The 26,669-nt window shown below is 70.2% G+C and carries 19 protein-coding genes; 13 read left to right on the top strand and 6 right to left on the bottom strand.

Annotated features, from left to right (window positions below; translation table 11 throughout):
- Positions 1-10: 10 nt before the first annotated feature.
- Positions 11-1,990 (top strand): TonB-dependent receptor, encoded by a 1,980-nt coding sequence (locus K8940_RS16345; RefSeq protein ID WP_223391140.1) that lies wholly within the window; start codon positions 11-13, stop codon positions 1,988-1,990.
- An 80-nt stretch (positions 1,991-2,070) separates the two neighbouring features.
- The gene (locus K8940_RS16340; protein WP_223391139.1) at positions 2,071-3,621 is read left to right on the top strand and encodes a GH39 family glycosyl hydrolase; all 1,551 of its coding nucleotides are present in this window, start codon (positions 2,071-2,073) and stop codon (positions 3,619-3,621) included.
- Between the two features lie 48 nt (positions 3,622-3,669).
- On the opposite strand, the gene katG is transcribed toward K8940_RS16340, so the two are convergent.
- Positions 3,670-5,904 carry a catalase/peroxidase HPI gene (gene katG, locus K8940_RS16335; RefSeq protein WP_223391138.1) on the bottom strand — a complete coding sequence of 745 codons (2,235 nt, stop codon included), beginning with the start codon at positions 5,902-5,904 and terminating at the stop codon, positions 3,670-3,672.
- Positions 5,905-6,129: 225 nt separating this feature from the next.
- Here katG and K8940_RS16330 point away from each other — a divergent pair, with 225 nt between their 5' ends.
- The 4 genes from K8940_RS16330 (at position 6,130) to K8940_RS16315 (ending at position 14,065) form a co-directional block, all read left to right on the top strand.
- A complete protein-coding gene (locus K8940_RS16330) occupies positions 6,130-6,711 on the top strand; it encodes an RNA polymerase sigma factor (RefSeq protein WP_223391137.1) in 582 nt (193 codons plus the stop codon).
- Entirely contained in the window at positions 6,680-7,654 is a 975-nt protein-coding gene (locus tag K8940_RS16325; RefSeq protein ID WP_223391136.1) for a FecR family protein, read from the top strand. Before K8940_RS16330 ends, K8940_RS16325 begins: the two co-directional genes overlap by 32 nt.
- Positions 7,655-8,071: 417 nt before the next feature.
- A complete protein-coding gene (locus K8940_RS16320) occupies positions 8,072-10,843 on the top strand; it encodes a TonB-dependent receptor (RefSeq protein WP_223391135.1) in 2,772 nt (923 codons plus the stop codon).
- Between the two features lie 54 nt (positions 10,844-10,897).
- Positions 10,898-14,065: an amidohydrolase family protein gene (locus K8940_RS16315; RefSeq protein WP_223391134.1), complete on the top strand. Its 3,168-nt coding sequence runs from the start codon at positions 10,898-10,900 to the stop codon at positions 14,063-14,065.
- On the opposite strand, the gene K8940_RS16310 is transcribed toward K8940_RS16315, so the two are convergent.
- Both K8940_RS16310 and K8940_RS16305 read right to left on the bottom strand, forming a co-directional pair.
- On the bottom strand, positions 14,062-14,988 hold the full coding sequence (locus tag K8940_RS16310; RefSeq protein ID WP_223391133.1) for a nucleoside hydrolase: 927 nt from the start codon (positions 14,986-14,988) through the stop codon (positions 14,062-14,064). The genes K8940_RS16315 and K8940_RS16310 overlap by 4 nt on opposite strands.
- Positions 14,985-15,635, bottom strand: coding sequence for a phosphoribosylanthranilate isomerase (locus tag K8940_RS16305; protein WP_223391132.1), 651 nt, complete (start codon positions 15,633-15,635; stop codon positions 14,985-14,987). Before K8940_RS16305 ends, K8940_RS16310 begins: the two co-directional genes overlap by 4 nt.
- Positions 15,636-15,718: 83 nt before the next feature.
- Here K8940_RS16305 and K8940_RS16300 point away from each other — a divergent pair, with 83 nt between their 5' ends.
- Complete coding sequence (locus K8940_RS16300; protein WP_223391130.1) at positions 15,719-16,552, top strand: carbohydrate kinase family protein; 834 nt, start codon at positions 15,719-15,721, stop codon at positions 16,550-16,552.
- Here the strand turns inward: K8940_RS16300 and K8940_RS16295 are convergent.
- From K8940_RS16295 to K8940_RS16285, 3 genes are read right to left on the bottom strand one after another with little or no spacing between them, the layout of a single operon-like run.
- On the bottom strand, positions 16,549-17,130 hold the full coding sequence (locus K8940_RS16295) for a hypothetical protein (RefSeq protein ID WP_223391128.1): 582 nt from the start codon (positions 17,128-17,130) through the stop codon (positions 16,549-16,551). The two genes, K8940_RS16300 and K8940_RS16295, sit on opposite strands and share 4 nt — an antisense overlap.
- On the bottom strand, positions 17,120-17,665 hold the full coding sequence (locus K8940_RS16290; RefSeq protein WP_223391126.1) for an RNA polymerase sigma factor: 546 nt from the start codon (positions 17,663-17,665) through the stop codon (positions 17,120-17,122). The genes K8940_RS16295 and K8940_RS16290 overlap by 11 nt, the downstream gene beginning before the upstream one ends.
- Before the next feature lie 55 nt (positions 17,666-17,720).
- A complete protein-coding gene (locus K8940_RS16285) occupies positions 17,721-18,977 on the bottom strand; it encodes a NupC/NupG family nucleoside CNT transporter (RefSeq protein WP_223391124.1) in 1,257 nt (418 codons plus the stop codon).
- Between the two features lie 277 nt (positions 18,978-19,254).
- On the opposite strand from K8940_RS16285, the gene K8940_RS16280 reads away from it, so the two are divergent.
- From K8940_RS16280 to K8940_RS16255, 6 genes are all read left to right on the top strand, one after another.
- Positions 19,255-21,624: a TonB-dependent receptor gene (locus K8940_RS16280; protein WP_223391122.1), complete on the top strand. Its 2,370-nt coding sequence runs from the start codon at positions 19,255-19,257 to the stop codon at positions 21,622-21,624.
- 129 nt (positions 21,625-21,753) lie between these two features.
- Positions 21,754-22,767: a LacI family DNA-binding transcriptional regulator gene (locus K8940_RS16275; RefSeq protein ID WP_223391120.1), complete on the top strand. Its 1,014-nt coding sequence runs from the start codon at positions 21,754-21,756 to the stop codon at positions 22,765-22,767.
- Positions 22,768-22,777: 10 nt separating this feature from the next.
- The gene (locus K8940_RS16270) at positions 22,778-23,815 is read left to right on the top strand and encodes an esterase-like activity of phytase family protein (RefSeq protein ID WP_223391119.1); all 1,038 of its coding nucleotides are present in this window, start codon (positions 22,778-22,780) and stop codon (positions 23,813-23,815) included.
- A 129-nt stretch (positions 23,816-23,944) separates the two neighbouring features.
- Positions 23,945-24,235, top strand: a complete 291-nt coding sequence (locus K8940_RS16265) for a hypothetical protein (RefSeq protein ID WP_223391118.1) — start codon at positions 23,945-23,947, stop codon at positions 24,233-24,235.
- A 51-nt stretch (positions 24,236-24,286) separates the two neighbouring features.
- The gene (locus tag K8940_RS16260; protein WP_223391116.1) at positions 24,287-25,522 is read left to right on the top strand and encodes a TolC family protein; all 1,236 of its coding nucleotides are present in this window, start codon (positions 24,287-24,289) and stop codon (positions 25,520-25,522) included.
- Entirely contained in the window at positions 25,519-26,667 is a 1,149-nt protein-coding gene (locus K8940_RS16255) for an efflux RND transporter periplasmic adaptor subunit (protein WP_223391114.1), read from the top strand. Before K8940_RS16260 ends, K8940_RS16255 begins: the two co-directional genes overlap by 4 nt.
- Positions 26,668-26,669 lie beyond the last annotated feature (2 nt).

Raw genomic sequence — 26,669 nt, 5'->3', positions numbered from 1 at the left:
GAGTTTCGGAATGTTGTTCGACGCCCCGTCGCCTCCGGTTTCCACTGTCGTGGTGGAGGCGCCGAGACTGCCGCCGCTCGCGGGCCAGGAAGCCTTCTCGACGGCCGTGTACGATCAGGCTCAGCTGAGCGCTCAGGCGCGGCTGGACGACGTCCTGAAGACCACGCCAGGCGTCTCTCTGTTCCGCCGCACCGGCAGCGACGCGGCCAATCCGACCATCCAGGGGCTCTCGCTCAGGGCTGTGGCTCCGTCCGGCGCGGGCCGGGCGCTGGTCACGCTGGACGGCGCGCCGCAGAACGATCCGTTCGGCGGCTGGGTGATCTGGACCGCCTTGCCGGGCGAGGGCCTGTCCGGCGCGACCGTGGTGCGCGGCGCCGGGGCGGGACCGTATGGCGCGGGCGCCCTGACCGGCGTCGTGGCCCTGCGCGAGCGCGCGGCCGGCGGCGGGCTGACCAGTTTCACGGCCGAGGCCCGCCAGCGTGACGGCTGGCGCGCGGCCGGGACCTTCGGGACCGACCACCTGCTGCTGACCGCCAGCGGCTCGCGCACCGACGGTTACCGGCCCGTGCGCGGTTCGGCGGCGGGGGCGGCCGATGTCCCCACGACCCTGGAGGACGGCTCGATCGCCGCCCGCGTCCAGGGCGAGGCCGGCGGTGTGCGCTGGGCCGCGCGCGTGGCGACCTTCCAGGAGAAGCGCGGCGCGGGCCTGTTCGGCGCCAAGTCCAACGCCACGGGCAGCTCGCTGGCCGTGACCCTGGCCGGCGAGGCCTGGCGCGTGCAGGCCTGGGCGCGGAGCAGCGATCTGGAGAACACCTCCGCCGCCGTCGCGGCCGGGCGCACCGGCACGACCCCGGCCAACGACCAGTACTCGACCCCGGCCAGCGGCTACGGCCTCAACGCCGCCTGGCAAGGCCGGCAAGGCGACTGGTCGTGGGAGCTGGGCGGCGACGTCCGGGCGACCGAAGGACGGACCCACGAACTTTTCCGCTACATGGGCGGCGCCTTCACCCGCCAGCGGACGGCGGGCGGGCGGACCCTGGTCGGCGGGGTCTATGCCGAGACCGCCTACAGCCGCCCCGACTTCTCGCTGGCCGCTGGCGCGCGGCTGGATGGCTGGCGTTCCTACGGCGGCGTCCGGCGCGAGCGGGATGCGGCGACCGGCGCCCTGACCTTGGACGCTCCGCCGGCCAGCGCCTCCGGGACGACCCCGACCGCCCGCGTCGGTGTGCGCCAGCGCCTGTCGGGCGAGACCTGGGTGCGGGCCGCCGCCTATGCCGGCTTCCGCCCGCCGACGCTGAATGAGCTGCACCGGCCGTTCCGGGTCGGCAACGACGTCACCGAGGCCAACGCCGCCCTCAAGCCCGAGACGCTGTACGGCGTCGAGACGGGCCTGACCGGCGAGGGGACCGTGCGGTGGAGCCTCGGCGCCTTCTACAACCAGGTGCGGGATCCGATCACCAACGTGACCATCGGCATCGGCCCGGGGACCTTCCCGATCGCCGGCTTCATCCCGGCCGGCGGCGTGCTGCGCCAGCGCCAGAACGCCGGCGAGATCAACGCCTATGGCCTGGAAGGCGATGTCGCCGCCGACCTGACGCCGGCCTGGACCGCGCGGGCGGCCTTCTCGGCGACTCATGCGCGGGTCAACGGCGGCGGGACGGCGGCGCAGCTGGACGGCAAGCGTGCGGCCCAGGCCCCGGCGATGACCGCGACGGCCGGCGTCCGCTGGCGGCCTGTCCAGCGTCTGACCCTCGACGCCGACCTCCGCTACGAGAGCAAGCGCTACGAGGACGACTTGAACCTGCGGGTGCTGAAGGCCGGGACGGGCGTCGACCTGCGCGCCGGCTGGGCGCTGTCGCCGACGTCCGAGGTCTATCTGGCCGCCGACAACGCCCTGGACGCCGACCTCGCCGTCGGCCAGACCGCCGACGGGGTCACCAGCTACTCGGCGCCGCGCACAGTCTATGTCGGCTTCGCCCTGCGGCGCTGAAGTGGAATTGTCCTACAATAGGCGTTGATAGCGCTATCATGGCCGTGTAGCCCTGCTTCCAACGAAGAGGGAGACACACCATGCGCCTGTCGCGCCGCGCCCTGCTGGCCGCCATCTCCAGCCTGCCGCTGGTCGCCAATGCCGCGACGGCGCCGCGCGTCATCGCTCTCGACGCGCGGAAGACGACTGGACCGGTCGACCGCTTCTTCGACCTGTCCGTCGGCTCGGACTACCCCGGCACCCTGATCCGTGACGACAGCCAGGCGCAGCTGAAGAGCACGGTCGACGAGCTGGGCTTCCGCTACATCCGCTTCCATGCGGTGTTCCACGACGTGCTGGGCACGGTGAAGGTCCGGGACGGCAAGATCGTCTACGACTGGACGAAGCTGGACAAGCTGTACGACGCCCTGCTGGCCAAGGGGATCAAGCCGTTCGTCGAGCTGGGCTTCACGCCCGAGGCCATGAAGACCTCGGACCTGACGATCTTCTACTGGAAGGGCAACACCTCCCATCCCAAGCTCGCCCCCTGGCGCGACCTGATCGACGCCTTCGTGCGCCATGTCCGCCAGCGCTATGGCGAGGCCGAGGTGCGGACCTGGTTCTTCGAGGTCTGGAACGAGCCTAACCTGGACGGCTTCTGGGAGAAGGCCGACCAAGCCGCCTATTTCGAGCTCTATGACGTTACCGCCCGGGCCATCAAGGCGATCGATCCGACCCTGCGGGTAGGTGGTCCCTCCACGGCCGGCGCGGCCTGGGTTCCGGAGTTCCTGGCCCATGTGAAGGCCAGCGGCTCGCCCGTCGACTTCGTCACCACCCACACCTATGGCGTCGACGGCGGCTTCCTCGACGAGAAGGGCGTGCAGGACACCAAGCTGTCGCCGTCGCCCGACGCCATCGTCGGCGACGTGCGGCGGGTGCGCGAGCAGATCGAGGCCTCGGCGTTTCCTGGCCTGCCGCTGTACTTCACCGAGTGGAGCACCAGCTACACGCCACGCGACAGCGTCCACGACAGCTATGTCAGCGCCGCCTATATCGTCGAGAAGCTGAAACGGACCCAGGGCCTGGTCCAGGGCATGAGCTACTGGACCTATACCGACCTGTTCGAGGAGCCGGGCCCGCCGACCAAGCCGTTCGAGGGCGGCTTCGGCCTGATGAACCCGCAGGGAATCCGCAAACCCGCCTGGTTCGCTTACAAGTACCTGAACGCCATCAAGGGCCAGGCCCTGGCCAGCGACGACGGCCAGGTGTTCGCCGCGCGCGACGGCGACCGGGTGGCGGTGCTCGCCTACGCCTGGCGCCAGCCCGACCAGCAGGTCAGCAACCGGCCCTACTACCAGCGTCTTCACCCGACCTTCGACGTCGAGCCCCTGAAGCTGAAGGTGGCGGGGCTGAAGTCGGGATCCTACCGGCTGCGCGCGCGCCGCACCGGCTATCGCGCCAACGACGCCTACAGCGCCTATATCGACATGGGCCTGCCCAAGGCCCTGACGCCGGAGCAGCTAGCGACGCTCCAGGGCCTGACCCGAGACCAATCTGAAATCGAGAAGGTCATCAAGGTGCGCGGCGAGGCTGTTGTCGACCTGCCGATGCGGGCCAACGACGTCGTGCTGATCGAGCTGGAGCCGGTCTAGCCGACGCCGGGACGAGCGGGCGACCGCCGAGGCGGCCGCCCTTCAAGGTCAGTGCAGGTCCAGACGGTCGGCGTTCATCACCTTGGTCCAGGCCGCCACGAAGTCCTTCACGAACTTGCCCTGCGAGTCGGCGCAGCCATAGACCTCGGCGAAGGCCCGCAGTTCGGCGTGGGAGCCGAAGATCAGGTCGACGCGCGAGGCGGTCCAGCGGGGCTGGCTGCTCTTGCGGTCATGGCCTGCGAAGGCGTTGACCGCCGTCGGGCTCCAGGTCGTGCCCATGCTGAGCAGGTTGACGAAGAAGTCGGTCGTCAGCACGCCGGGACGGTCGGTGAAGACCCCGGCCTTGGAGCCGCCCGTGTTCGCGCCCAGCACCCGCAGGCCGCCGACCAGCACCGTCAGCTCCGGCGCCGACAGGCCCAAGAGCTGGGCCCGGTCGATCAGCGCCTCCTCGGGGGCCATGAACTGGGTCCCTTCGCGGCGATAGTTGCGGAAGCCGTCGGACAGCGGCTCCAGCGGCGCGAACGAGTCCGCGTCGGTCTGTTCTGCCGAGGCGTCCATGCGGCCCGGCGAGAACGGGACCTCGATCGGCGTTCCGGCGTCCTTGGCGGCCTTCTCGACCGCCGCCGAGCCCGCCAGCACGATCAGGTCGGCCAGCGAGATCTTCTTGCCGCCCGAGGCCGAGCCGTTGAAGTCCTTCTGGACGCCTTCCAGCGTCGACAGCACCTTGGCCAGGACGGGCGGGTCATTGACCGCCCAGTCCTTCTGCGGCGCCAGGCGGACGCGCGCGCCGTTGGCGCCGCCGCGCTTGTCCGACTTGCGATAGGTCGAGGCCGAGGCCCAGGCCGTCGACACCAGCTCCGGGACCGACAGACCCGACGCCAGGATCTTGTCCTTCAGCGCCTTGATGTCGGCGGCGTCGACCAGCGGATGGTCCACGGCCGGGATCGGATCCTGCCAGATCAGCGTCTCCTCCGGCACCAGCGGGCCCAGGTAACGTGGCTTGGGGCCCATGTCGCGGTGGGTCAGCTTGAACCAGGCGCGGGCGAAGGCGTCGGCGAACTGGTCTGGGTGCTCGAGGAACCGGCGCGAGATCTTCTCGTATTCGGGGTCGAACCGCAGGGCCAAGTCCGTCGTCAGCATCTTCGGACGGTGCTTCTTGGCCGGGTCGTAGGCGTCCGGGATATCGGCCGGCGCGCCCTTGGCTTCCCACTGCTGGACGCCAGCGGGGCTCTTGGTCAGCTCCCACTCGTTGTTGAACAGGTTCTCGAAGAAGAGGTTGCTCCAGCGGGTCGGCGTCTGGGTCCAGATGACTTCGGGCCCGCCGGTGATGGCGTCCGGGCCGATGCCCGTGCCGTGCTTGCTCTTCCAGCCGAAGCCCTGGTCCTCGATCGCACCGCCCTCGGGCTCGGCCCCGACGAACGAGGGATCCCCCGCGCCGTGGGTCTTGCCGAAGCTGTGGCCGCCGGCGATCAGGGCGACGGTCTCCTCGTCGTTCATCGCCATGCGGGCGAAGGTGGAGCGGATGTCGTGCGCGGCCGCCTTCGGATCGGGATTGCCGTTCGGCCCCTCCGGATTGACGTAGATCAGGCCCATCTGCACCGCGCCCAGCGCCGGGTGCAACTGCCGCTCGCCGCTGTAGCGCTCGTCGCCCAGCCATGAGCCTTCGGGACCCCAATAGAGCTCCTCGGGCTCCCACTGGTCGACCCGGCCGCCGCCGAAGCCGAACGTCTTGAAGCCCATCGATTCCAGGGCGACGTTGCCGACCAGCACATAGAGGTCGGCCCAAGAGAGCGCGGCCCCGTACTTCTGCTTGATCGGCCAGAGCAGCCGGCGCGCCTTGTCCAGGTTGGCGTTGTCCGGCCAGCTGTTCAGCGGGGCGAAGCGTTGCTGCCCGCCGCCCGCGCCGCCGCGGCCGTCGGTGATGCGATAGGTGCCGGCGCTGTGCCAGGCCAGGCGGATGAAAAGACCGCCATAGTGCCCGAAGTCGGCCGGCCACCAGTCCTGCGAGTCCGTCATCAGGGCGTGCAGATCGGCGATCACCGCGTTCAGGTCCAGGCCCTTGAAGGCCTTGGCGTAGTCGAACGCTTCGCCCATCGGATTGGAGCGTGGCGAGTGCTGGTTCAGTCCCTCGAGACGCAGATTGTCCGGCCACCAATCCCGGTTGCCTCTGCCGCCGCGACCGCGCCCCATCGGGCATTGGCCCTGAACGCTGTCTTCGACTTTCGCATCCATCGTCGTCTTCCTCCGCTTTGGCTTCCACCCAGCGCCGACCCCCGACGTCATGCACAGTGCGCCCAACGGGACGCTGGTAAAATTGATTGTTCCTATCGCTCCGATAGACGGAGCCATTGCCGGGGCGGTGCGCCACAGGGCACCGAGGGGCATGAACTGCCCCGTGGGGCGGCGCCTGGCCCCTATCGAGAGCGGAAATGCCTGTCGCCAGGTTGCGCGGTCGTACGAAGCGGCCCGAACGTCGTTCCGCCAACATTCGCCATCCGCGAGGGCCCGTTGAAGCAGAATCGCGCCGAGATCGTCGCCTTCGTCGGCGGCCAGATCCTTCCGCATGAAGCCGACGTTCGCGCCTGGCTGCGACGCTCCGGCAGTCCGCCCGCCGACATCGACGACGTGGTCCAGGAGACCTATTGCCGGCTGGCCGCGCTGGAGAGCGTCGCCCACATCGTCAACGGGCGCGCCTACTTCTTCCGGACGGCGCGAAACATCGCGATCGAGAAAATTCGACGCGCGCGCGTCGTTCGTATCGATTGCGTCACGGAAATCGACGCCCTGAACGTCGTAGATGAGGGGCCCTCTCCCGAACGGGTGGTCGCCAGCCGCCGCGAGCTGGGGAGGGTGCAGCAGCTGATCGAAGGACTTCCCGAGCGGTGTCGACAGATCTTCACCCTGCGCCGGATCCACGGCCTGTCGCAGAAGGAGACCGCCGCGCGGCTGGGGGTCACCGAGAATGTCGTGGAGATGCAATCGGCCCGGGGCTTGCGTTTAATCCTGCGGGCCTTATCGGAAGCGACGACGCAAGATCATCCGGCAGTCGGCGAGGCCCATGAGCTCCATTCCGTCCGCAAGCGAGATTGACGAGGAGGCGGCCGACTGGGCCGCCCGCGTCGACGCGCACGGGCTGGATGTCGAGCACGATCCCGATCTGCAGGCCTGGCTGAGGGGCGACGCGCGCCGGGCGGGGGCCTTCCTTCGCGCCCAGGCCGCGATCAGCTTCCTGGATCGAGGCCGCGCCCTGGCCAACGCCACGCCGCCCGTCGCCGCCGTCTCCGCCAAGCGTCCCAACCGCCGCGCTTTGCTCGCCGGGGCGGGCGGGGCCGTGGCCGCGGCGCTGGTCGGCGGGTTCGGCGCCTGGTCCCTCAGGCCCCAGCGCCTGGACACCCGCTTGGGCGAGATCCGCCGGGTGCCGCTGGCCGACGGCTCGCTGGTGGCGATCAACACCAAGACCGCCCTGGACGTGACGATGAAGCCCAAGTCGCGGCGGATCGTGCTGCAGGAGGGCGAGGCCTGGTTCCAGGTCGCCAAGGATCCCGAGCGGCCCTTCGTAGTGGCGGCCGGGCCGGTGCGCGTGCGCGCGGTCGGCACCGCCTTCTCGGTCCGGCGCGGCGACGAGGTCGGCGCCGGCGTCGATGTGATGGTCACCGAGGGCGTGGTCGAGACCTGGGTCGAGGGCGATCCGAACTCGCGTCGGCGACTGGCGGCCGGCGAGCGGGTGATCCTGGCCAGCACGGCCGCGCCGACCGTGGCGGAGTCGCCGTCGGAGATCGAGCGCAGCCTGGCCTGGCGCAATGGCGAGATCGCCCTGGACGGCGAAAGCCTGGAGCAGGCCGCCAAGCTGTTCAATCGCTACAATAGTCGCCAGATCGTGATCGAGGACCCAGCTCTCGCGCGCGAGCGATTTGTTGGTTTATTCCAGACGAACGAGCCCGAAAGTTTCGCAGCCGCTGTCGCCGCGACACTCGGCGCCGTGGTCGATGACGATGCGCGCACCATCCGCATCGCTCGCGCTCATATTTCCTGAGCATATATTTTAAACGCTGATTAGAACTGCATTGAATATAACTCATTCGTCCTGACGATATGAGTAAATCTTACTTCCTGATCATGTATATTGACTCAGTATAGGGCGCGACGCGCGTCCTATTGTCCTCCGATTTCAAAATCGGGGGTGTTCATGAAAGTTTTGGAAGGTTGGAACTCGGCGGAAAAGACTTCCGTCGGGCTGGGTCGTCGTGTCGTCGCGCATGCGAAACGGGCGCCGGATGTCGAAGCTGGCGCAAAAGCGGGCGGGTTGGGCCGTGATCGGATCAAGGACGCGTCCAGCCCCCGGAAAATCGGCGCCCACCCTTCGTCATGTCTGGAGGCCGCGTGTGGCTGGCCTCGGAACGATGGGGGATTGTCGATGCGTGTGTGGACGAACCGTTCCGCAAGGCGGGGGATGCTGCTGGCCGCCTCGGCCGTGTGGGCGCTGAGCGCCGGAGCGGCCCTGGCCCAGGCGACGTTCAAGATCGAGGCCCAGCCGGCGGCGGCGGGCATTCGCCAGTTCGCGCGCCAGGCGGGCGTGCAGATCCTGGTGCAGTCCGACGCGGCCGAGGGCAAGCGCACCGCGCCGGTGAGCGGCGCCCTGCCGGTCGATCGCGCCCTGCAGCAGCTGCTGAGCGGTACGGGCCTGACGGTGGTCTCCAACGACGGCAAGACGATCATCCTGGCCCCGCCGCGTACGGGCCTGATCCGCACCGGCTGGTCCGGCGCGGCCAGCGCGGTCTCGGCCCCGGCTCCGGAGCCGGCTCCGCCGCCCGAGCCCGAGATCAGCATCATCGAGGAAGTGATCGTCACCGGCACGCGCTCGACCTCGCGCACGGTGACCGAGAGCATGGCGCCGATCGACGTCATCTCGGCGGCCGAGCTGACCAAGAGCGGCAAGCAGTCGACGCGCGACTTGATCTCGACCCTGGTGCCGTCGGCCAACACCTCCAACAGCGGCGCGGGCGCCAGCTTCGCGATCAAGACGGTGTCGCTGCGCGGCCTGTCGGCTGACCAGACCCTGGTGCTGGTCAACGGCAAGCGCCGGCACAACACCGCCATCCTGTTCGTCAATGGCACGACCCAGAACGGCCAGTCGCCGCCCGACCTCGATCTGATCCCCTCCAGCGCGATCGAGCGGATCGAAGTGCTGCGTGATGGCGCCTCGGCCCAGTACGGCTCGGACGCCCTGGCCGGGGTCATCAACGTCATCCTCAAGAAGAGCCCCGAGGGCGGCTCGATGACCGCGCTCTACGGCAAGACCGCCGAGGGTGACGGCGAGACCGGCCAATTCTCCGGCAATCTCGGCATGAAGCTGGGCGAGTCCGGCTATCTGAACCTGACGGCTGACGTCCGCGTCACCGACCCGACCGATCGGGGCGACAAGACGCTCAACACCACTCAGATGTACTTCCCGCTGAACGCCGCCGGCCAGCCGGTCAAGGTGGGCACGGCCGGTTCGACCCTGGATCCGCGCGAGGCCACGGCCAACCGCCACACCAGCCATCCGGGCTCGCCGCAGGTCCAGCTGTTCTCGCTGGGCTACAGCGCCGGCTCGCCGCTGAGCGACACGATCGACCTCTATTCGTTCGGCACCTTCTCCAGCCGCAACACCGCCGCCTGGCTGACCTTCCGCAACCCGAACGCCGCCAACAACAACATCGCGGTCTATCCTGACGGCTACACCCCGCGCCTGTTCCTCAAGGACCGCGACTTCCAGGTCTCGTTCGGCGCCAAGGGCACGGAACTGCTGGGCTTCGACTGGGACCTGTCGAGCAGCTTCAGCCGCGACGACGTCGACTACTACGAGAACTCGCTGAACGCCTCGCTGGGCCCGGCCAGCCCCAGCTACTTCTACCTGGGCACGCTGAAGTTCCAGGAATGGACCTCGAACCTGGACCTGACGCGCGAGGTCGCGACCGGCGTCTTCGCCGATCCGCTGTTCGTGGCGCTGGGCGCGGAATATCGCGACGATAAGTTCGAGATCGTCGCGGGCGAGCCGGCCTCGTACATCAATGGCGGCTATGTCGCCCCGGCCGGCAGCCCGCAGGCCGGCGTCGTCTTCGCTGGCGGCTCGCAGGGCGTGACCGGCTTCCCGCCGTTCTCGGCCGGATCGTTCTCGCGTGACAACATCTCGGCCTATCTGAACGTCGAGCAGAAGCTGACCCAGGCCTGGGAAGTCGCCGTCGCCGGCCGCTTCGAGCACTATTCGGACTTCGGCGACGCCAAGACCTTCAAGCTGTCCAGCCGCTACGCGATCCTGCCCAACCTAGCGATCCGCGGCACGGCCAGCACGGGCTTCCGGGCGCCGTCGCTGCAGCAGCAGCACTACGCCTCGTCCAGCACCATTGGCGTCATCGTGCCGCCGGCCACGACGACCCAGCTCTATCCGGTGCAGTTGCTGCCGCCGGACAACCCGGCCGCCATCGCCCTGGGCGCCAAGCCGCTCCGTCCGGAGAAGTCGGTCAACTACTCGGTCGGCATCGTCGCCGAGCCGCTGCCCCGGCTGCACGTCACGCTGGACGTCTACCAGATCAAGATCGACAACCGCATCCTGCAGAGCGGCACGCTGGGCCCGAACGCGGCGGTCAGCACCGCCCTGGCCAGCCAGGGCCTGAACCCGCAACAGGCGGCCTTCTACTACGGCAACTTCGCCGACACGAAGACGCAGGGCATCGACTTCGTGGCCGACTACCGCACGGACTTCGGTGACTTCGGCTCGGTGCGGTGGACGTTCTCGGCCAACCACACCAAGAACAAGTTCACCCGCGTCGTGCAGCCGCCGGCGGCCCTGGCGGCGGCGGGCATCGTCTATATCGATCGCGTGAAGATCGGCGACCTGACCGTCGGCACGCCCAAGGACAAATACATCCTGGGCGCTGACTGGACTCTCGGGAAGTTCGACACCAACCTGCGCCTGACCCGCTACGGCGAGGTCATCCAGCGCACCTCGCTGGCGGCCAACGACGAGACCGTCTCGCCCAAGCTGATCGTCGACCTCGACCTCAGCTACGCCGCGACGGACAGCATCACGGTCAGCGTCGGCGCCAACAACCTGCTGGACGCCTATCCCGACAGCGTTCGCGCCGCCAACCGCGGCACGCCCGCCTTCGCCTACTACAATCAGTACTCGCCGTACGGGATCAGCGGCGGCTTCTACTACGCTCGCGTCGCGGCGAAGTTCTAGGGTTGGCCTGGCCGGTCCGGCAGCCCCCGGACCGGCCCTTTTTGCGAGTTGACGATGACCAAGAGTTCCAAGCGCGGCGTCAGCCGCCGCCGGCTTTTCTCCATCGGCGGCGGGGCGATCGCCGCCTCGGGCGTCGCGGCCCTGATTCCGCCCGGCGCGGCGGCGGCCGACCAGCCCGTAGCCAACGACACGCGAAGCGTCACGGCCAGCGAAGGCACCAACATCTGCGCCACGGTCTCCCCCGACGGGAAGACCGTGGCGTTCGACGTCTACGCCATGCTGTGGCTGGTCCCGATCGAGGGTGGCCCAGCCAAGCGGCTGACGGATGAGATCTTCGAGATCGCCCAGCCAGACTGGTCGCCGGACGGCAAGACCATCGCCTTCCAGTCCTATCGCGACGGCAACTTCCACGTCTGGACCATCGGCGCGGACGGGCAGGGGCTGAAGCAGCTGACCAAGGGATCGTTCGACTGCCGCGAGCCGCGCTGGTCGCCGGACGGCAAGACGATCGCCTTCTCCAGTGACCGGGGCGGGCGCTATGGCGTGCACCTGCTGGACGTCGCGACGGGCGGGATCACCGCCTTCAGCGCGGGCCCCGGCGACGAGTTCGAACCCTCGTGGGCGCCGGACGGCAAGAGCATCGCCTTCACCGTCGACAAGGTCCGCATCGAGGTCCAGGGCGTGGACGGGACGCGGCGGACGGTGGCCCAGGTCAAGGCCTCGGCCGACCGCTTCAACGCCGCCTCGCTAGCCAGCCCGGCCTTCGCGCCGGACGGCAAGGACGTGATCTTCACCGCCATCGAGAACGGCAAGGCCGAGCTGCGCAACGCCGCCGGCGCGGTGGTCGGGGGCGAGGACGTCTTCCCGTTCCGAGTCTCGTGGCTGCCGTCGGGCGGGTTCGCCTACACGGCCGACGGCAAGATCAAGCTGCGCTCGCCCGGCGGCGAGGCCAAGGTCGTGGCCTTCACGGCGACCGTCCCCGTGCTTTCGCCGAAATATACCAAGAAGAGCCGTGACTTCCTGTCGGCCAAGACCCGGCCCGTCGTCGGGATCGGCAGCCCGGCCCTGTCGCCGGACGGCCGCCAGGTGGTGTTTCGGGCGCTGAACGACCTCTACCTGCTCGACATCGGCGGCGGCCCGGCAAAGCCGCTCATCAAGGATGGCTTCAGCAAGGTCGACCCGGCCTGGTCGCCGGACGGCAAGACCCTGGCCTATTCGACCGACAAGGGCGGCACGCTGGACATCTGGCTGCGCGACGTGGCCACCGGCGCCAGCCGGCAGCTCACCCACTTCGACGGCGCGGCGGTGTCCAGCGCCTGGTCGCGCGACGGCAAGTCGATCGCCTTCCTCAGCCAGAACGGCGGCCTGTTCGTCGCCGACGCCGCGACCGGCGAGACCCGTCGCGTCTATGGCGACCTCTGGGAGCCCGGCAAGCCGACCTGGGGACCGGGCGACAAGACCATCGCCTACGCCGCCTTCAAGCCGTACTCGGCGCGGTTCCGCGAGGGCCTGAGCGAGATCCTGACGGTGGACGTGGCGAGCGGGAAGGGGACCTACGCCCCGATCCTGCCCGACCGCTCGCTGGGCACGCGGGGCGACGACGGCCCGGCCTGGTCGCCGGACGGCAAGACCCTGGCCTATGTCTTCGCCAGCCGCCTGCACCTCTCGCCGGTGGACGAGGCCGGCAAGCTGCTGGGCCCGCCCAAGGCGCTGAACGACGAGGTCACTGACGCCGTCAGCTGGAGCGGCGACGGCAAGAGCCTGATCTACGTCTCGGCCGGCCAGCTGAAGCTGATCGCCGCTGCTGGGGGCAAGCCCAGGACCGTGCCGCACGGCCTGACCTGGGCCAATGTGCGCCCCAAGGGGCGCCTGGTGGTCCGCGCCGCCAGCCTGTGGGACGGCAAGTCGCCGGAGCTGCGCAAGAACGTCGACGTGCTGATCTCCGACGGTCGCATCGCCGGCGTCGCCCCGCGCGGCGAGGTTGCGGCCGACGTCAAGGTCATCGACGCGCCGACCGGCACGGTGATGCCCGGCCTGATCGACATGCACACCCACCGCCAGATGCAGGGCTATGGCTATGGCGACCGGGAAGGGCGCCTCTGGCTGTCACTGGGCGTGACCACTACCCGCTCGCCTGGCGGCCCGGCCTATCACACGGTCGAGGACCAGGAGGCGATCGAGTCCGGCAAGCGGGTCGGCCCGCGTTACTACGCCACCGGCGAGGCGATCGACGGCTCGCGGATCTTCTACAACTTCATGCGGCCGGTCACCGAGCCGGGCCAGATGGCGCTGGAGCTGCAGCGGGCCGAGGCGCTGTCCTACGACCTGATCAAGACCTATGTCCGCCTGTCGGGCGAGCGCCAGAAGGAGGTCATCGCCTGGGCTCACGCCAAGGGCCTGCCGCTGACCTCGCACTACCACTACCCGGCCTTGGGGCTGGGCATGGACGGCATGGAGCACCTGGGCGCGACCAGCCGCACCGGCTATTCCCGTACCGTCAGCGCCCTGGGCAACATCTACCAGGACGTCAACGCCGCCTTCGTGACCAGCAAGGCCGCGCGCACCCCGACCCTGTTCACCTCGACGGCCCTCTTGGGCGACGACCGCTCGCTGGTCGACGATCCCCGGGTCAAGGCGCTGTATCCGCCGTGGGAGTACGCCCGCCTGCTGGAGCGGGCCAAGCAGATGGCCGCCGCGGACCGCACCACCATCCTGGCCACGCTGTCGCGCAACGTCGCCGAGGTGGCGCGCACCGTCCGGGCGGGCGGTCGTATCACCACCGGCACGGACTCGCCGATCGACTTCAACGCCGTCAGCCTGCACATGAACCTGCGGGCCATGACCCGGTTCGGCATGACGCCGTACGAGGCCCTGGTCACCGCCACCAGCGCCTCGGCCGAATATCTGGACGAGCCGCTGGGGTCGATTACGACGGGGAACTACGCCGACCTCGTGCTGGTCGACGGCGATCCCCTGGCGCGCGTCGAGGACGCCGCCAAGGTCGTGACGGTGATCAAGCACGGCGAGGTCTACAGCGTCGCCGACCTGATCGGCCCGTTCGCCGAGCACGCCCAGCACGCGGCCCTGGGCGGCAAGCGGCGCTTCGTCTGCGAGGCTTCGGCCGAATACTGGTGGCACGAGCCGGACTTCCTGGCCCATGCCCGCGCCTCGTGCTGCGACGGGGCGTGCGGCTTCACGCCGACCTTCAGCGCCTTGGCCTAGCCGGGAGAAACGATCGCCTGGCGGAAGTGCTCCGCCAGGCGTGGGCCGTCGACGCTTAGCAGGGTCCGCACCGAGGGACCTTCGGCCGCCCATGCGGTCTGGCCGATGCGCTCGCCCTGCTTGGCCACGGTCACCGGCGCGAACCTGGGCGAGAACAGCTCGGGCGCGGTCAGGCTGACCAGCGCCGCGACGTCGTGCAGCACGCAGCCCTCGAGGCCCTCGTGGCGGGCGTAGGCGGCCGCGTAGCCGCGCGTGACCTCCAGGGCGAAGCGCCCCGTGTCACCGCCGTCCCTCGCCAGGTCGTGGGCGGCCGCGTCGGTCAGGACGCAGGCCAGGGTCGCGTCCAGTGGAACCAGGGTGACGGGCCAGGGCGCGGCCAGGACCTCGGCGGCGGCGTCGGGATCGTTGTGGATGTTGGCCTCGGCATAGGGGGTGACGTTCCCCCGCCCGAAGGCGCCGCCCATGATCGTCACCCCGGCGACCAGGCTGGCGATGTCTGGCGCCGCGCGCAGGGCTTGGGCCAGGTTGGTCAGCGGTCCGATCGCCACCAGGGTCACGGCGCCGGGATGGGCGCGGACCAGGTCCACGATCCGCTCGTGCGCCGCGCCGGCGTCGGGCGGCGGCAGGTTGTGGTCGGAGAGGTTGATGTCGCCCAGGCCGTTCTCGCCGTGCACATGGACGGGCGCGCGGCCGCGCGGGCGGCTCAGCGGCCTGTCGGCGCCGCGATGGACGGGCGCCGACAGGCTAAGGCGCGCGCGCAGCCAGAGCGCGTTGCGGGTGGTGGTCCCGACGTCGGCGTTGCCGAACACCGTGGTGATCGCCAGCAGCGTCAGGTCGGAGCGGGCGCGCAGATAGAGCAGGGCCAGGGCGTCGTCGACGCCGGGATCGGTGTCGAGGATCACCAGCCGAGGCGGAGGGCTCATCCGTAGACCGCGCGGCAGACCGCCTCGCACTTGGAGAGATCGAAGGCGCCGTCGGTGCGGACCCCGGACTCCATGTCGATCCAGTAGAGCGCGCCCTGCGGCGCGGCGATGCGGGCCAGGATGTCGCCGACCGTGTCGGGACCGATGCCGCCCGAATAGCCGCCGAAGGGACCGCCGGCGGCCGGCGGGGCGGGCCAGCGATTGGGGCGGACGCCCGCGCCGAACGAGACGTCGAACAGCCAGTCGACCCCAGTCTCGGCGGGAAAGTCGCCCTGGCTCTGCAGCACCGTCCGCACGCCCAGGCGGCGGCCGTAGTCGCGGGCGGCGGCGACCTGGGCGGCGTCGCTGCCCTGGAAGCCGTGATTGACCTGCACCCGCTGGACACCGGCCGGGGCGAGGGGGGCGGACATCGGATCGGCGACGATCGCCCGGGCCGCCGCGCCGCAGACATGGGCGGCCCAGCGCAGCTCGCGCGCGGCCAGCAGCGCGGCGCGGGTCTCGGCGTCCGGGAACGGCGCCTTGTCCTCCTGGGCCGGGTCGACCAGCACGCCCCACTCGATCGGATAGCGCGCCGACAGCCTCAGCATGCCCGGCAGGAGGTCGGGATGATCGACGCCGGTGAAAGCGATGAAACAAGGCGGCTGCATTGGGCGATCCGATAGCGAAATGTCCTTGCAAACTAACAAGTGAAACGTTTCAGTCAAGCGATGCGAACGAGGGAGTTTTCGGCATGGTGGCGGTGGTGGTCGCGGGCTTCGCGACGATCGACTACGTGGCGCGGGTCGAGGGCGACTTCACCGGACGCGGCACGCTGCTGATGCGCCAGGGGGCGGAGGACGCCTGGCCGCGCGCCGGCGGTGCGGCGCTGTTCGCCAGCGCCGCCCTGGCCCGCGCGGGTGTCGCGGCCGCGCCCCTGACCTGGATCGGCGACGACGCGGATGGCGAGGCCTATCGCGAGGCCTGTCGCGTGGCCGAGGTCTCCCTGCAGGGGGTGGCGACCACGGCGGGCGCGCCTTCGACCCGCTGCCTGCTGATCTACAACGCCGACGGAACCTATGGTTGCCTGCTCCGGCCAGGACCCGCCGCCCTGACCGAGGGGCAGAAGCGCCTGGCCGCCGGGGCCGGGTGGCTGGCGGTCGCCGCCGGGCCTCCCGAGATCCTGCGCCGCCTGCTGGACGGGGTCTCGCCCACGACCCGGCTGGCCTGGATAGCCAAGGACGACCCGGCCTGCTTCCCGCCGGATCTGGCGGCGCGGCTGGCGCGGCGGGCGGACGTGGTGTTCTGCAACGCCGGAGAACGCGCCTGGCTGGAGGCGGGGCGAGAAGGTCCGGCCCCGGCCGGACAGCTGCTGTTCGAGACGCGCGGCGCGGACGGCGTGCGGGTCGAGGCCGCGGGGGAGGTCTTCGATCTGCCGGTCGCCGCCCTGGCCGTCGACGACGCCACCGGCGCGGGCGACACCTTCGCCGGCGCGACCCTCGCGGTCTTGGCCGGCGGCGGCTCGCCCCGCGCGGCGGCGAAGGCGGGGATCGCGGCGGCGGGGAGGTTGCTCGCTGGTCGCGCCTAGCGGCCGTCCAGCTCGTCGATCCGCTTCTGAAGCCGCTTGGCGCCCCACTGGTTCAGCGCCCAGACGAAGCCCATGAATACGGCCATGACGGCGGCCACCACGAGGATGATCAGATGGTCGGTCTCGATCGGACGCCCACGCGCATGTGACTGGAACCAGCGACCCGCGATCACCAGAGCCAGGCCGGGGAGGAACGGGGCCAGGTACCAGCGACCGACCGTTCGAAGGGCGTCGCGCTGGCGGACCAGCTCCTGGCGATGGAAATCGACGATCGGCGCGCCGCCTTCCGGCACCGCCCGCGCCGAGGCCATCCGGTGCAGATGGCCCAGCACCATCACCGTCGCGACGATGATCAACGCCGCGCCGCCCTGCATCATCCAGCTTCCGTTTCGCAGCAGCACCGGCGCGAAGGCCAGGATCACCAGGACCCCGGCGACGTATTCGGTCAGGTTGCGACGATGGACCTTGCGTTCCATCTTCCGCGCACGCTGGTGGATCTCGGCCAGGGTCATGGGCTGGTGCTCCGTGGGTTGGGCCCGCCACAGGGCCTGAAGCTCGTCGGAGGGATCACCGGTCATCGGGACCTCCCTGGTTGATGCGTTGGACGAGAACCGCCTTGAGGCGCGAGAGCTTGGTGGCCACGGCGCCGGCGGACAGACCGCAGATCTCGCCGATGGCCCGGGCTTCCAGGCCTTCGAGATAGAGCAGGACGATCTGCCGGTCGGGCGCGGCCAGGGTCCGGACCAGGGCCGTCAGCCGGGCCACGGCGTGGCGCTCGGCGACCTGCAACTCGGGATCGGGCTGGCCCGGATCGGCCACGGTCTCGAGCTCATCGAGGGTCAGCAGCTTGCCGGTCCGCGCGCGGCGGGCGTGCGAGGCCGCCACGTTGTGGGCCACCCGATACATCCAGGTCCGCTCCGAGCAGCGGTCGTCGAAGCGCGCGAAGCTGCGCCAGAGCGCCAGGTGGATCTCCTGCAGCAGGTCTCGCCGCTGTTCCGGGTTGGCCTCGCTGGCGCGGGCCAGCCGTTCCAGCGCCGGGCCGAAGGCGGCCGCGACGCGGGCGTAGCGCTCGTCCTGCGAGGCTTTCGAGGAAGGAGGGATCGGTACGCCCATACCTAGTTAGTCGCCGACCGCGGCGCTGTCTTACAACGGTCGGCGAAAACCGGCGTCAGCCCCCGATCACGCCCATGATCGTCGCGGTCAGGCAGGTGGTCAGGAACGCCGCCGCCAGAGCCTTGAAGCCCAGTTCGACGACCTCGCCGACCTTGTCCGGGGCCATGGACGAGAGGCTGCCGATCAGGATCGCCACGCTGCCGACATTGCCAAAGCTGCCCAGGGCGTAGGTCAGGATCAGCAGGCTCTTGTCGCTGAGCGCACCGGGCGGCAGGGCCATCATGTCGCTGTAGGCCACCACCTCGTTGGCGGCGACCTTGGTCCCCAGGATCGCGCCGACGGTCTGCATGTCCGAGAGTGGCGCGCCGGTCAGCCAGACGATCGGGGTGAGCAACCAGCCCAGGATTGCGCCGAGCGTCAGCGGCGCTCCAGCATGCGGAATGGCGCCCAGCCCCATGTTGATCAGGGCGATCAGGCCGACGAAGACGATCAGCAGGCCGGCGATGTTCAGCACCATCTTCACCGCGTCCAGTGTGCCGAAGGTCAGAGCCTCGAGGCTGCTGCGATAGGGGCTGGCCAGGACGATCGGCTCATGCGCCGTGGAGGACGCATCACCGGGAATGATCAACCTCGCCATGCCGATGGCCATCGGGGTGCTGATCAGCGAGGCGATCAGCAGGTGGCTGAAGGCGTTGGGCACCTTGGCCGAGATCAGCGAGCCCAGCACGATCATCATCGAGCCGCCGATCACCGACAGGCCGTCGACCATGATGATGAAGATCTCGGCGCGCGTCAGGCGTGGCAGGAACGGCTTCACCAGCAGCGGCGCCTCGACCATCCCCAGGAACACGCAGGCCGAGGTCGAGACCCCGACCGGGCCGCTGACGCCGAACAGCTTGCCGAACGCCCAGGCCGCCGCCCGGACGATCCAGATCAGCACCTTCCAGTGCCACAGCAGGGCCGACAGCGCCCCGACCAGCAGGATGGCCGGCAGGGCCTGGAAGGCGAAGATGAAGGCCGCGCCGGGGTCCTCGACGCTGAACGGCGCGCGGCCGCCGCCCAGATAACCGAACATGAAGCTGGAGCCGGCTCTCGACGCGGCCTGCAAGGCGTCGACCGCGTGGGTGGCGGCGGCGAAGGCGGCGGTCACGGCCGGGATCTGGGTTAGCAGCAGGGCCAGGGCGACCTGGCAGGCGAGGCCGACCAGAACGGGCCGCCTGGGCAGGGCGCGCCGGTTCTCCGACAGCAGCCAGCCGATCCCCAGGAACACGACGACGCCCAGCAGCGCCCGCGCGGTTTCGTTGTCCGGCATGTCCCCTCCGACCACCAGTTTGCCAACTCTATAGAGTGAAACGTTTCAAGGAAATAGCGTGCAATCCGAGGGCGAGCGCCCGGATTCTATGGAGTCTCCTACGCATGTCCGGCAGGGCGATTGCTTGGAAAACTCGCCAAATAGCAAAGGGTGACGCACGATCGGGCGCCGGAAGGAGCGTGGCCGCCTGTGATGAAATTGTCATTGAACTTGAATATGAAACGTTTCACTAAATAGTACCGACATCCGCCGAGGCGGACTTGAGGGGGCTTTGAACATGAAGACGTCCATCTGGCTGGCTTCGAGCGCGTTGTGCCTGGTGATGGCCGCGCCGGCCATGGCGCAACAGGCTGCGGCGCCGGCTGCAGCGACGACCAGCGACACCATCGACGAGGTGGTGGTCACCGCCGAGCGGTTCGGCTCTGGCCTGGCTCGCGCGACCTTCACGATCGGCGCCGAGGACATCCAGGAGCGTCCGCTGGGCGCGGAGATCACCCAGGCCCTGGTCAAGGTGCCGGGTGTCCAGGTCTCGACCGGCGATGCGCGCGGCGGCAGCTTCTCGTTCGAGATCTATATGCGCGGCCTGGGCGACGAGCAGATCGGCCTGACCCTGGACGGCATCCCGACCGGCGACAGCCGCTTCAACGGCGGCTCGCCGCCGCAACGGTTCATCGAGAGCAGCAATATCGGCAAGATCACCGTCTCCCAGAGCGCCGGCGACATCGGGGCGCCGTCGCGCTTCGCCCTGGGCGGCTTCATCGACTTCGTCACCGACGCCCCGCGCAAGGACTTTGGCGCGACGGTCGAGGCCGGCGTCGGCTCGTTCGACTTCCGCCGCCTCTACGGCCGCATCGACAGCGGCGAGATCGCGCCGGGCCTCTCGGGCTACTTCACCTACTCGCATCAGGAGAACGACATCTGGGCCGGTCGCAAAAGCCGGGGCAGCGAGCGCGACCATTACGAGCTGAAGGTCGTGAAGGACTTCGACAACGGCTCGTTCGTGAAGGCCCGCGTCTCGTACAACGACCAGACCGACAACGACTTCAACATCGTCACCAAGGGTGAATTCGAGGCGTCGCCGCGCAGCGACCGGGCGCTGGACGCCATCACCGGCGTCCCGGCCAAGGACATCGACTTCGGCGGGGCCTTGGGCGGCTGGCGCAAGGATTGGCTGACCTACGCCAACAGCCACTTCGTGCTCAGCGATACGCTGAGCCTCGACGTCAATCCGTACTACCAGAACCTCAAAGGCGAGTCGTTCCGCTACCAGGACCGCCAGCGCGTCCTGACTGGCGGCGATCCGCGCGCGGTGACCAGCTACAACGCCAATGGCGGGGCGGTGCGCCCGACCCTGACCACGCTGCGCAACAGCAATGTGGTCGGCGGCCCGGCCGACATGCGGGTGACGCCCCGCGACCGTGATCGCTACGGCGTGACCGGCGAGCTGAAGGCCCGGTTCGGTGGTCACAGCCTGCGCTTCGGCGGCTGGTGGGAAGGCGGCGACTCCACCGAGAAGCGCAACTTCTACCCGATCATCAATTCCGCCCAGAGCATCGCCTATGATCGCTCCAAGCTGAACTATGTCGAATACGAGCGCTCGGCCTCGGTCGAGACCACCATGCTGTACGCCCAGGACGAGTTCCGGCTGCTGGACGACAAGCTGAAGGTCGACCTGGGCCTGACCTGGTACGACGTGAAGTACGACGCCAAGTCGCCGCTGGAGTACAAGGCCAACGTCAAGTTCTCGCAGCACTCGGACATCAATCCGAAGATCGGCGCGACCTACCAGTTGGCCGACGCCTGGGAGCTGTTCGGCGGCTACGCCAAGAACTTCGCCGGCATCCCGGAAGACGCCTTCCTGGGCTCGACGGCGGTGATCAACCCCAAGGATCTTACCCCGGTCGAGACCCAGAACGTCGATCTGGGCCTGCGCTACGTGAAGCCGAACGTAGCCTTCTCGATCCAGGCCTATGACGTGGACCTTAAGAACAACGTCGGCATCGTGACACGCGACCCGACGGCCGTCCTGGATCCGGAAGAGATCGTCCGCGGCAACGTCGCGACCAAGGCCGTCAACATCGCCGGCATCAAGACCAAGGGCGTGGAGCTGACCGGCTACTACGACTTCGGGTCGGTCGACCTCTACGGTTCGTACTCGCGCCAGGACGCCAAGCACGACAACCCGGCCGTCGGCAGCGACGCCCGCAAGGCTCTGGCCTCGGTCGCGGTGATCGGCGGGGCGGGCGTGCGCGACATCCCCAAGAACAGTTTCTTCGGCCAGGTCGGCTGGAAGCCCCTCTCGGGCCTGAAGATCGACGCGAATGTCCGCTATGTCGGCGACCGCGTGGGCGGCCACATCGTGGCCCCGACCACCTTCCAGGAGATCGGCGTCGAGATGATTGACGGCTATACGCTGGTGGGGCTGACCGCGACCTACGACCTGAAACGCGCCGGCGTTCCGGACCTGCGGTTCCAGTTCAACGTCGATAACCTGTTCGACGAGGACTACATCGGCGCGGTCAGCGGCTCGACCGCCACCCAGCCGGAGTTCGGCTACACGGCCACGACGCCGAACAACCGCACCCTGGACCGCTACTTCGTCGGCATGCCGCGCACCTACACCGTCTCGGTGCGCGCGCGGTTCTGATCCAGACGCGGGGCGTCGTCCCCCCTTGTTCGGCGCCTCTCGCGGGGCGGGTCTCCGGATCCGCCCCGATCCCTTCCTTGACGCCCGTCGTGAAACCTTTCACGTCCAGGGCGAGCAACGGAATCCCGCATGGCCAAGTCCGACCCGCCGACGACCGATCCGCCCCGCAGGGCGACCCTGAAGGAGGTCGCCAAGGCCGCCGGCGTGTCGCTGGCCAGCGCCTCCTACGCGATCAACGGCGCGGGCTCGGTGGGCGAGGCCACGCGCGAGCACATCCTGAAGGTCGCCGCCGAGCTGGGCTACCGGCCCAACCAGAGCGCCAAGGCCATGAAGACCGGCAAAACCGGGGCCATCGGCCTGATCCTGCCGGACCTGACCAACCCGTTCTTCCCCAGCCTGGCCCAGGTAGTGATCCAGGCCGCGCGGGCCCACGGCTACAGCGTCTTCCTGACCGATACCGAGGGCTCGGCGGAAGCCGAACAACGGGCGGTCAGCCTGCTGGTCGACCATGGCGTCGACGGGGTGATCTGGTTCCCGATCGCCGACGACGGCCCGGTGGGCAAGCTGATCGAAGGCGTGCCGACCGTGGTGCTGGACCGCAACCTGCCGGGCTATGACGTCATCCAGGCCGACTACGCCGAGGGCGGGCGCCTGGCCGCCGAGCACCTGATCGCGGCGGGTCATGTGAACATCGGGGTGATCTCTGGTCCCCACGCGGCCTCCAGCGCCCGCCAGCGCGCCGAGGGGGCCATCGCCACAATCCGTGAGCGCGCCAAACTGACCTGGCACGTCCACAACGCCTTCTCGCTGGACCTGGAGCCCCCCGTCACTGAGGCCCTGGAGCGCCGCGCCGCCACGGCGGTGATCGCCGGCGCCGACCTGATCGCCATCGGGGCCATGCGCCACATTCGGTCGATGGGCCTGTCCGTGCCGCGCGACGTCTCGGTGGTCGGCTTCGATGACATCCCCTGGGCTCAACTGCACACGCCGGCTCTCACGACCATCGACATGCCTGTCGAGGACATGGCCGCCGCCGCCGTCGAGACCCTGATCCGCCGCATGGGCGCGCGGGCCGAGCCGCGTCGCCGGGTGGTGTTCAATGTCGAGCTGGTCGAGCGCGAGTCCGTGCGCGTCCTGAAGTGAGCGTCCTTCGGTGAATTGGGCTGCCGCCCTCGGCCTGGCGCTGGCCCTGAAGCTGGTCGGGACGCTCGACCTGCCCAAGGACATGAGCGTCGACGGCGCGCCGTTCGGCGGCGTCTCGGGCGTCGACTACGACCGCCGGACCGGCGACTGGCTGATGATCTCCGACGACCGTTCGGACAAGGCGCTCGCGCGCTTCTTCGTCGGCCGGCTGGACTACGACGCCACGGGCGTGAAGGGGCTACGGCTGACGGGGCAGGTCCCGCTGCGTCGCCAGGACAGGGCGACCTTCTCGGCGGCCGAGGGCGAGCGTCCCGACGCCGAGGCCTTGCGGATCGATCCCCGGAGCGGCGACCTCGTCTGGGCGACGGAGGGCGACGTCGCGCGCGGCTTCGATCCGGCTGTGCGATGGATGGGGCGCGACGGCGCGGCGAGAGGGACCATCCCGACGCCGCCGGCCTTCCGCTTCACGCCGACGGGCGCGCGGCCGAACCTGACCTTCGAGGCCTTGAGCTTCTCGCCCGACGGCCGCGGGTTGTGGCTGGCGATGGAGGCGCCGCTGGTTTCGGATGGGCCGGTCAGCACCATCGCCCAGGGCGGCCTGACGCGGATCACCCGGCTGGATCGCCAGGGCCGCGTCTCGGCGCAGTACGCCTATCGCCTGGACCCGATCCAGGCCGCGCCCGCGCGGCGGGGCGACAACGGAATCAGCGAGATACTGACCGTCGACGACCGCCGGCTGCTGGTGCTGGAGCGCTCGGGCGTCGAGGACGGGCAGGGGCGCTTTGCGTTCCACTGCCGGCTCTATCTGGTCGACGTTAGCGGGGGCGAGGACGTCGCCGGGCGCGCCAGCCTGATCGACGGACCCGCGCCCCGGGTCCTGTCCAAGCGCCTGCTGGTCAATTTCGATCGCCTGCCCGGCGCGGGGGCCAATCTGGAGGCGATGGCCTGGGGCCGCGACCTGGCCGGGCGACGCACGCTGGTGCTGTTCGCCGACGACAATTTCAACGCCGTCGAGCCCGCGCGGGTGGTGGTCTTCGAAGTCCGCTAGCGGTCGATGTGATTATGTAACGCGTTCTCAACTGGATCGCTCGCGGCTATGACAGCCGCCATGCGACGGATGACGACATGCTGGCGGAACCTGGGAGGCCTTCTGGCCGCCTGCGTCCTGGCGCTGCTCGTGATCGCGCCCACGACCGGCTTGGCCGCCTGCCTCTGCATCGAGGACACGGTCGCGCCGGCGAGCGCCAGCGCCGTCCAGACGGTCCACACCGACCAGCGAGAAGACGGCGCGCCATGCAAGGCGGCCTGCTGCGTGGGCGGTCACTGTCACCATGCCGGCTCGCTGTTCGTCGCGCCCATCGGGGCTGTCGTCGCGCCGGCCCCCAAGGCGGCCAAGGTCGCTCCGGCTCCGGGGCGCGCCCTGGCCTCGCGCCCGCTTTCCGCTATCGACCGACCGCCTCGCGCCTGACGACCCGCGCGCCTTTCGCGCGCCGTCGTCCCATCATCGCGAGGAATCTTCATGTCATCGACCCGATGGCCGCTGCGCGCGGCCCTGGCGTCCGCCGCCTGCGGCGCGCTGTATGGCGCGGCCGCGGCCCAGACCGCGCCGCCGCTAGAAACCCTGCTGCGCGAGGCCGCCGCCCCGCGCCTGATCGTCGGCGAGGCCGAGACGCGCGCCGCCGAGGGCCGCGCCCAGCAGGCCCGCGCTCGCCCTAACCCGATCTTGGGCCTGCAGGTCGAGAACGTCGGCGGCGACGGCCCCTATCGTGACTTCCAGAGCGCCGAGACCACGTTGTCGGTCGGGCAAACCCTGGAACTGGGCGGCAAGCGCGGCGCGCGCGTCGCCACGGCACGGGCCGAGGTCGACACCGCCAGATCCCGCGCCGGCCTGGGTCGTGTCGCCTTCGCCCACGACCTGGTGGAGGCCTACGCCGCCGCCGAGGCGGCGGGCGAGCGGCTGAGCGTCGCCAAGGACAGCGTCGACCTGGCCGAGGCCGACGCCCGCGCCGCGCGACTGCTGGTCGACAATGGCAAGGAGGCCGAGCTGCGCGCCCTGCAGGCCAGGGCGGCGGTCTCGGCGGCGCAGGCCGAGCTCGCGCGCGCCGAGGCCGAGCAGGGCGCGGCCCTGGCCCGCCTGGCGGCCTTGACCGGCGGCGATCGGACCTTCACCGCCGTGACGCCCGGCGTGCTGGACCAGGCGTGGCGCGCATCGGGATCCGTCGCGCAAGCTCCGACGGTCGCCGTCGCGGAGGCCGAACAGCAGGTCGCCGCGCGCAAGCTGGACTTGGAGCGCCGCCGCGCCGCGCCGGACGTGACCGTCAACTTCGGCCTTCGCCGGCTGGCCGGCGACGACGCCACGGCCGCCGTGGCCGGCGTCTCGCTGCCTCTGCCGCTGTTCGACCGCAATCGGGGCGCGGTGCGGTCGGCTCAAGCCGACGCCGACGCCGCGCGAGCGCGCCTAGCCATGGCCCAGGCCGATGCGGTCGCCGACCGTCGCAGCGCCGAGGGCGAGGCCAAGGCGGCCGATCGCGCCGCGTCCGCCGCCCGGGAGGGCGAGGCCGCCGCGCGCGAGGCCTATCGCCTGGCGCGCCTGGGCTACGAGGCCGGCAAGCTGCCGCTGATCGAGCTCCTTTCCGCGCGGCGAGACCTGGTCGCCGCCCGCCAACGCAACATCGAGGCGCGCCTGGCGCGCGCCAAGGCCTCGGCGGATCTCGCCCAGGCCAACGGACAGATCGCTTTCGGGGACGCCCCATGACCAATCGCACATGGATTCTGGCTGGCGCGGCGACCGCGCTGACGGCCGCTCTGGGCCTAGGCTACGGCGTCGGCCGCTTGACCGACAAGGCTCCGGCGCAGGCCCCCGACCACGGCGAGAAGGAAGCGCCGCCGCACGAGGAGGGCTTCGTGGCCCTCGGCGCCGCCGACGCCGCCAAGGCCGGCGTGCTGACCGTTCCGGTTGGGCGCGGCGGCGGTTCGGAACTCGTCCTGCCCGGCCGCGTCGCCCTGGCCGCCAACGCCTCGGCCGCCCTGGGCGCGCCGGTGTCGGGGACGGTCGAGCGCGTGCATGTCGCCGCCGGCGACCGCGTGGCGGCCGGCGGCGCGATCGCCACCCTGCGCAGCGCCGAAGGGGCGGGCGCCAGGGCCAGTGTCGACGCCGCCGAGGCCGGCGCGCGCGCCGCCCGGGCGGCCGCCGCCCGCGACCGCCGCCTGTTCGAGGCCGGGGTCGTCGCCCGTCAGGACTGGGAAGCCAGCCAGGCCGCCGCCGACAAGGCCCAGGCCGAGCTGCGCGCCGCCCGCGCCCAGGTCGCCGCCCAGGGCGCGCCCAGCGCCGGTGGCGTCGCGGTCCTGCGCGCGCCGATCGCCGGGGTCGTCACGAGGATGGACGCCCGCGTCGGCGGCTTCCTGACCCAGGGCGGCCTTGTCGCCGAGATCGCCGACCAGGCGCAGGTCGAGTACGTCCTCGACGCGCCGCCGGCCTCGGCCGACGCGATCCATGTCGGCGACCTCATCGCGGTCCAACGGCCCGACGGTGGACAAGCCGGCGCGCGCATCATCGCCGTCGCTCCCAGCGCTCTCGGCGCCGGCGCGGCGGTCGTTCGCGCCAAGCCCACCGGGCCCGCGCCGCAGATCGGCGCGATCGTCTCGGCGCGCGTGGTCCTGGCCAAGGGGGAGGGCGGCCTGACCGTCCCATCCGAAGCCGTCCAGACCCTGGAAGGCCGCTCGGTGGTGTTCGTCGCCGAGCCCAAGGGCTTCCGCGCCACGTCCGTGGTGACCGGCCGCACCGCCGCTGGATCCGTCGAGATCCTCAAGGGCCTGAACGGCGGGGAGACCCTCGCCGGCAAGGGGGCCTTCCGCCTGAAAGCCGAGCTCGGCAAGGGCGAAGCGGGACACGAGGACTGACC

Origin of the sequence: Caulobacter segnis (genome assembly GCF_019931575.1) — a bacterium.
Taxonomy (GTDB): Bacteria; Pseudomonadota; Alphaproteobacteria; order Caulobacterales; family Caulobacteraceae; genus Caulobacter; species Caulobacter segnis_C.
Note: the sequence above shows the minus strand (reverse complement) of the source record. Positions and strands in the feature narration are given on the sequence as shown.

What these genes read in the sequence shown, in the direction of transcription:
- K8940_RS16325 (WP_223391136.1), top strand. Translation starts at nt 6,680, where the DNA reads ATGAGCTCCATTCCGTCCGCAAGCGAGATTGACGAGGAGGCGGCCGAC.
- K8940_RS16285 (WP_223391124.1), bottom strand. Translation starts at nt 18,977, where the DNA reads ATGCCGGACAACGAAACCGCGCGGGCGCTGCTGGGCGTCGTCGTGTTC.
- K8940_RS16295 (WP_223391128.1), bottom strand. Translation starts at nt 17,130, where the DNA reads ATGACCGGTGATCCCTCCGACGAGCTTCAGGCCCTGTGGCGGGCCCAA.
- K8940_RS16275 (WP_223391120.1), top strand. Translation starts at nt 21,754, where the DNA reads ATGGCCAAGTCCGACCCGCCGACGACCGATCCGCCCCGCAGGGCGACC.
- K8940_RS16290 (WP_223391126.1), bottom strand. Translation starts at nt 17,665, where the DNA reads ATGGGCGTACCGATCCCTCCTTCCTCGAAAGCCTCGCAGGACGAGCGC.
- K8940_RS16300 (WP_223391130.1), top strand. Translation starts at nt 15,719, where the DNA reads ATGGTGGCGGTGGTGGTCGCGGGCTTCGCGACGATCGACTACGTGGCG.
- K8940_RS16320 (WP_223391135.1), top strand. Translation starts at nt 8,072, where the DNA reads ATGCTGCTGGCCGCCTCGGCCGTGTGGGCGCTGAGCGCCGGAGCGGCC.
- K8940_RS16315 (WP_223391134.1), top strand. Translation starts at nt 10,898, where the DNA reads ATGACCAAGAGTTCCAAGCGCGGCGTCAGCCGCCGCCGGCTTTTCTCC.
- K8940_RS16280 (WP_223391122.1), top strand. Translation starts at nt 19,255, where the DNA reads ATGAAGACGTCCATCTGGCTGGCTTCGAGCGCGTTGTGCCTGGTGATG.
- K8940_RS16340 (WP_223391139.1), top strand. Translation starts at nt 2,071, where the DNA reads ATGCGCCTGTCGCGCCGCGCCCTGCTGGCCGCCATCTCCAGCCTGCCG.
- K8940_RS16255 (WP_223391114.1), top strand. Translation starts at nt 25,519, where the DNA reads ATGACCAATCGCACATGGATTCTGGCTGGCGCGGCGACCGCGCTGACG.
- katG (WP_223391138.1), bottom strand. Translation starts at nt 5,904, where the DNA reads ATGACGTCGGGGGTCGGCGCTGGGTGGAAGCCAAAGCGGAGGAAGACG.
- K8940_RS16260 (WP_223391116.1), top strand. Translation starts at nt 24,287, where the DNA reads ATGTCATCGACCCGATGGCCGCTGCGCGCGGCCCTGGCGTCCGCCGCC.
- K8940_RS16310 (WP_223391133.1), bottom strand. Translation starts at nt 14,988, where the DNA reads ATGAGCCCTCCGCCTCGGCTGGTGATCCTCGACACCGATCCCGGCGTC.
- K8940_RS16305 (WP_223391132.1), bottom strand. Translation starts at nt 15,635, where the DNA reads ATGCAGCCGCCTTGTTTCATCGCTTTCACCGGCGTCGATCATCCCGAC.
- K8940_RS16345 (WP_223391140.1), top strand. Translation starts at nt 11, where the DNA reads ATGTTGTTCGACGCCCCGTCGCCTCCGGTTTCCACTGTCGTGGTGGAG.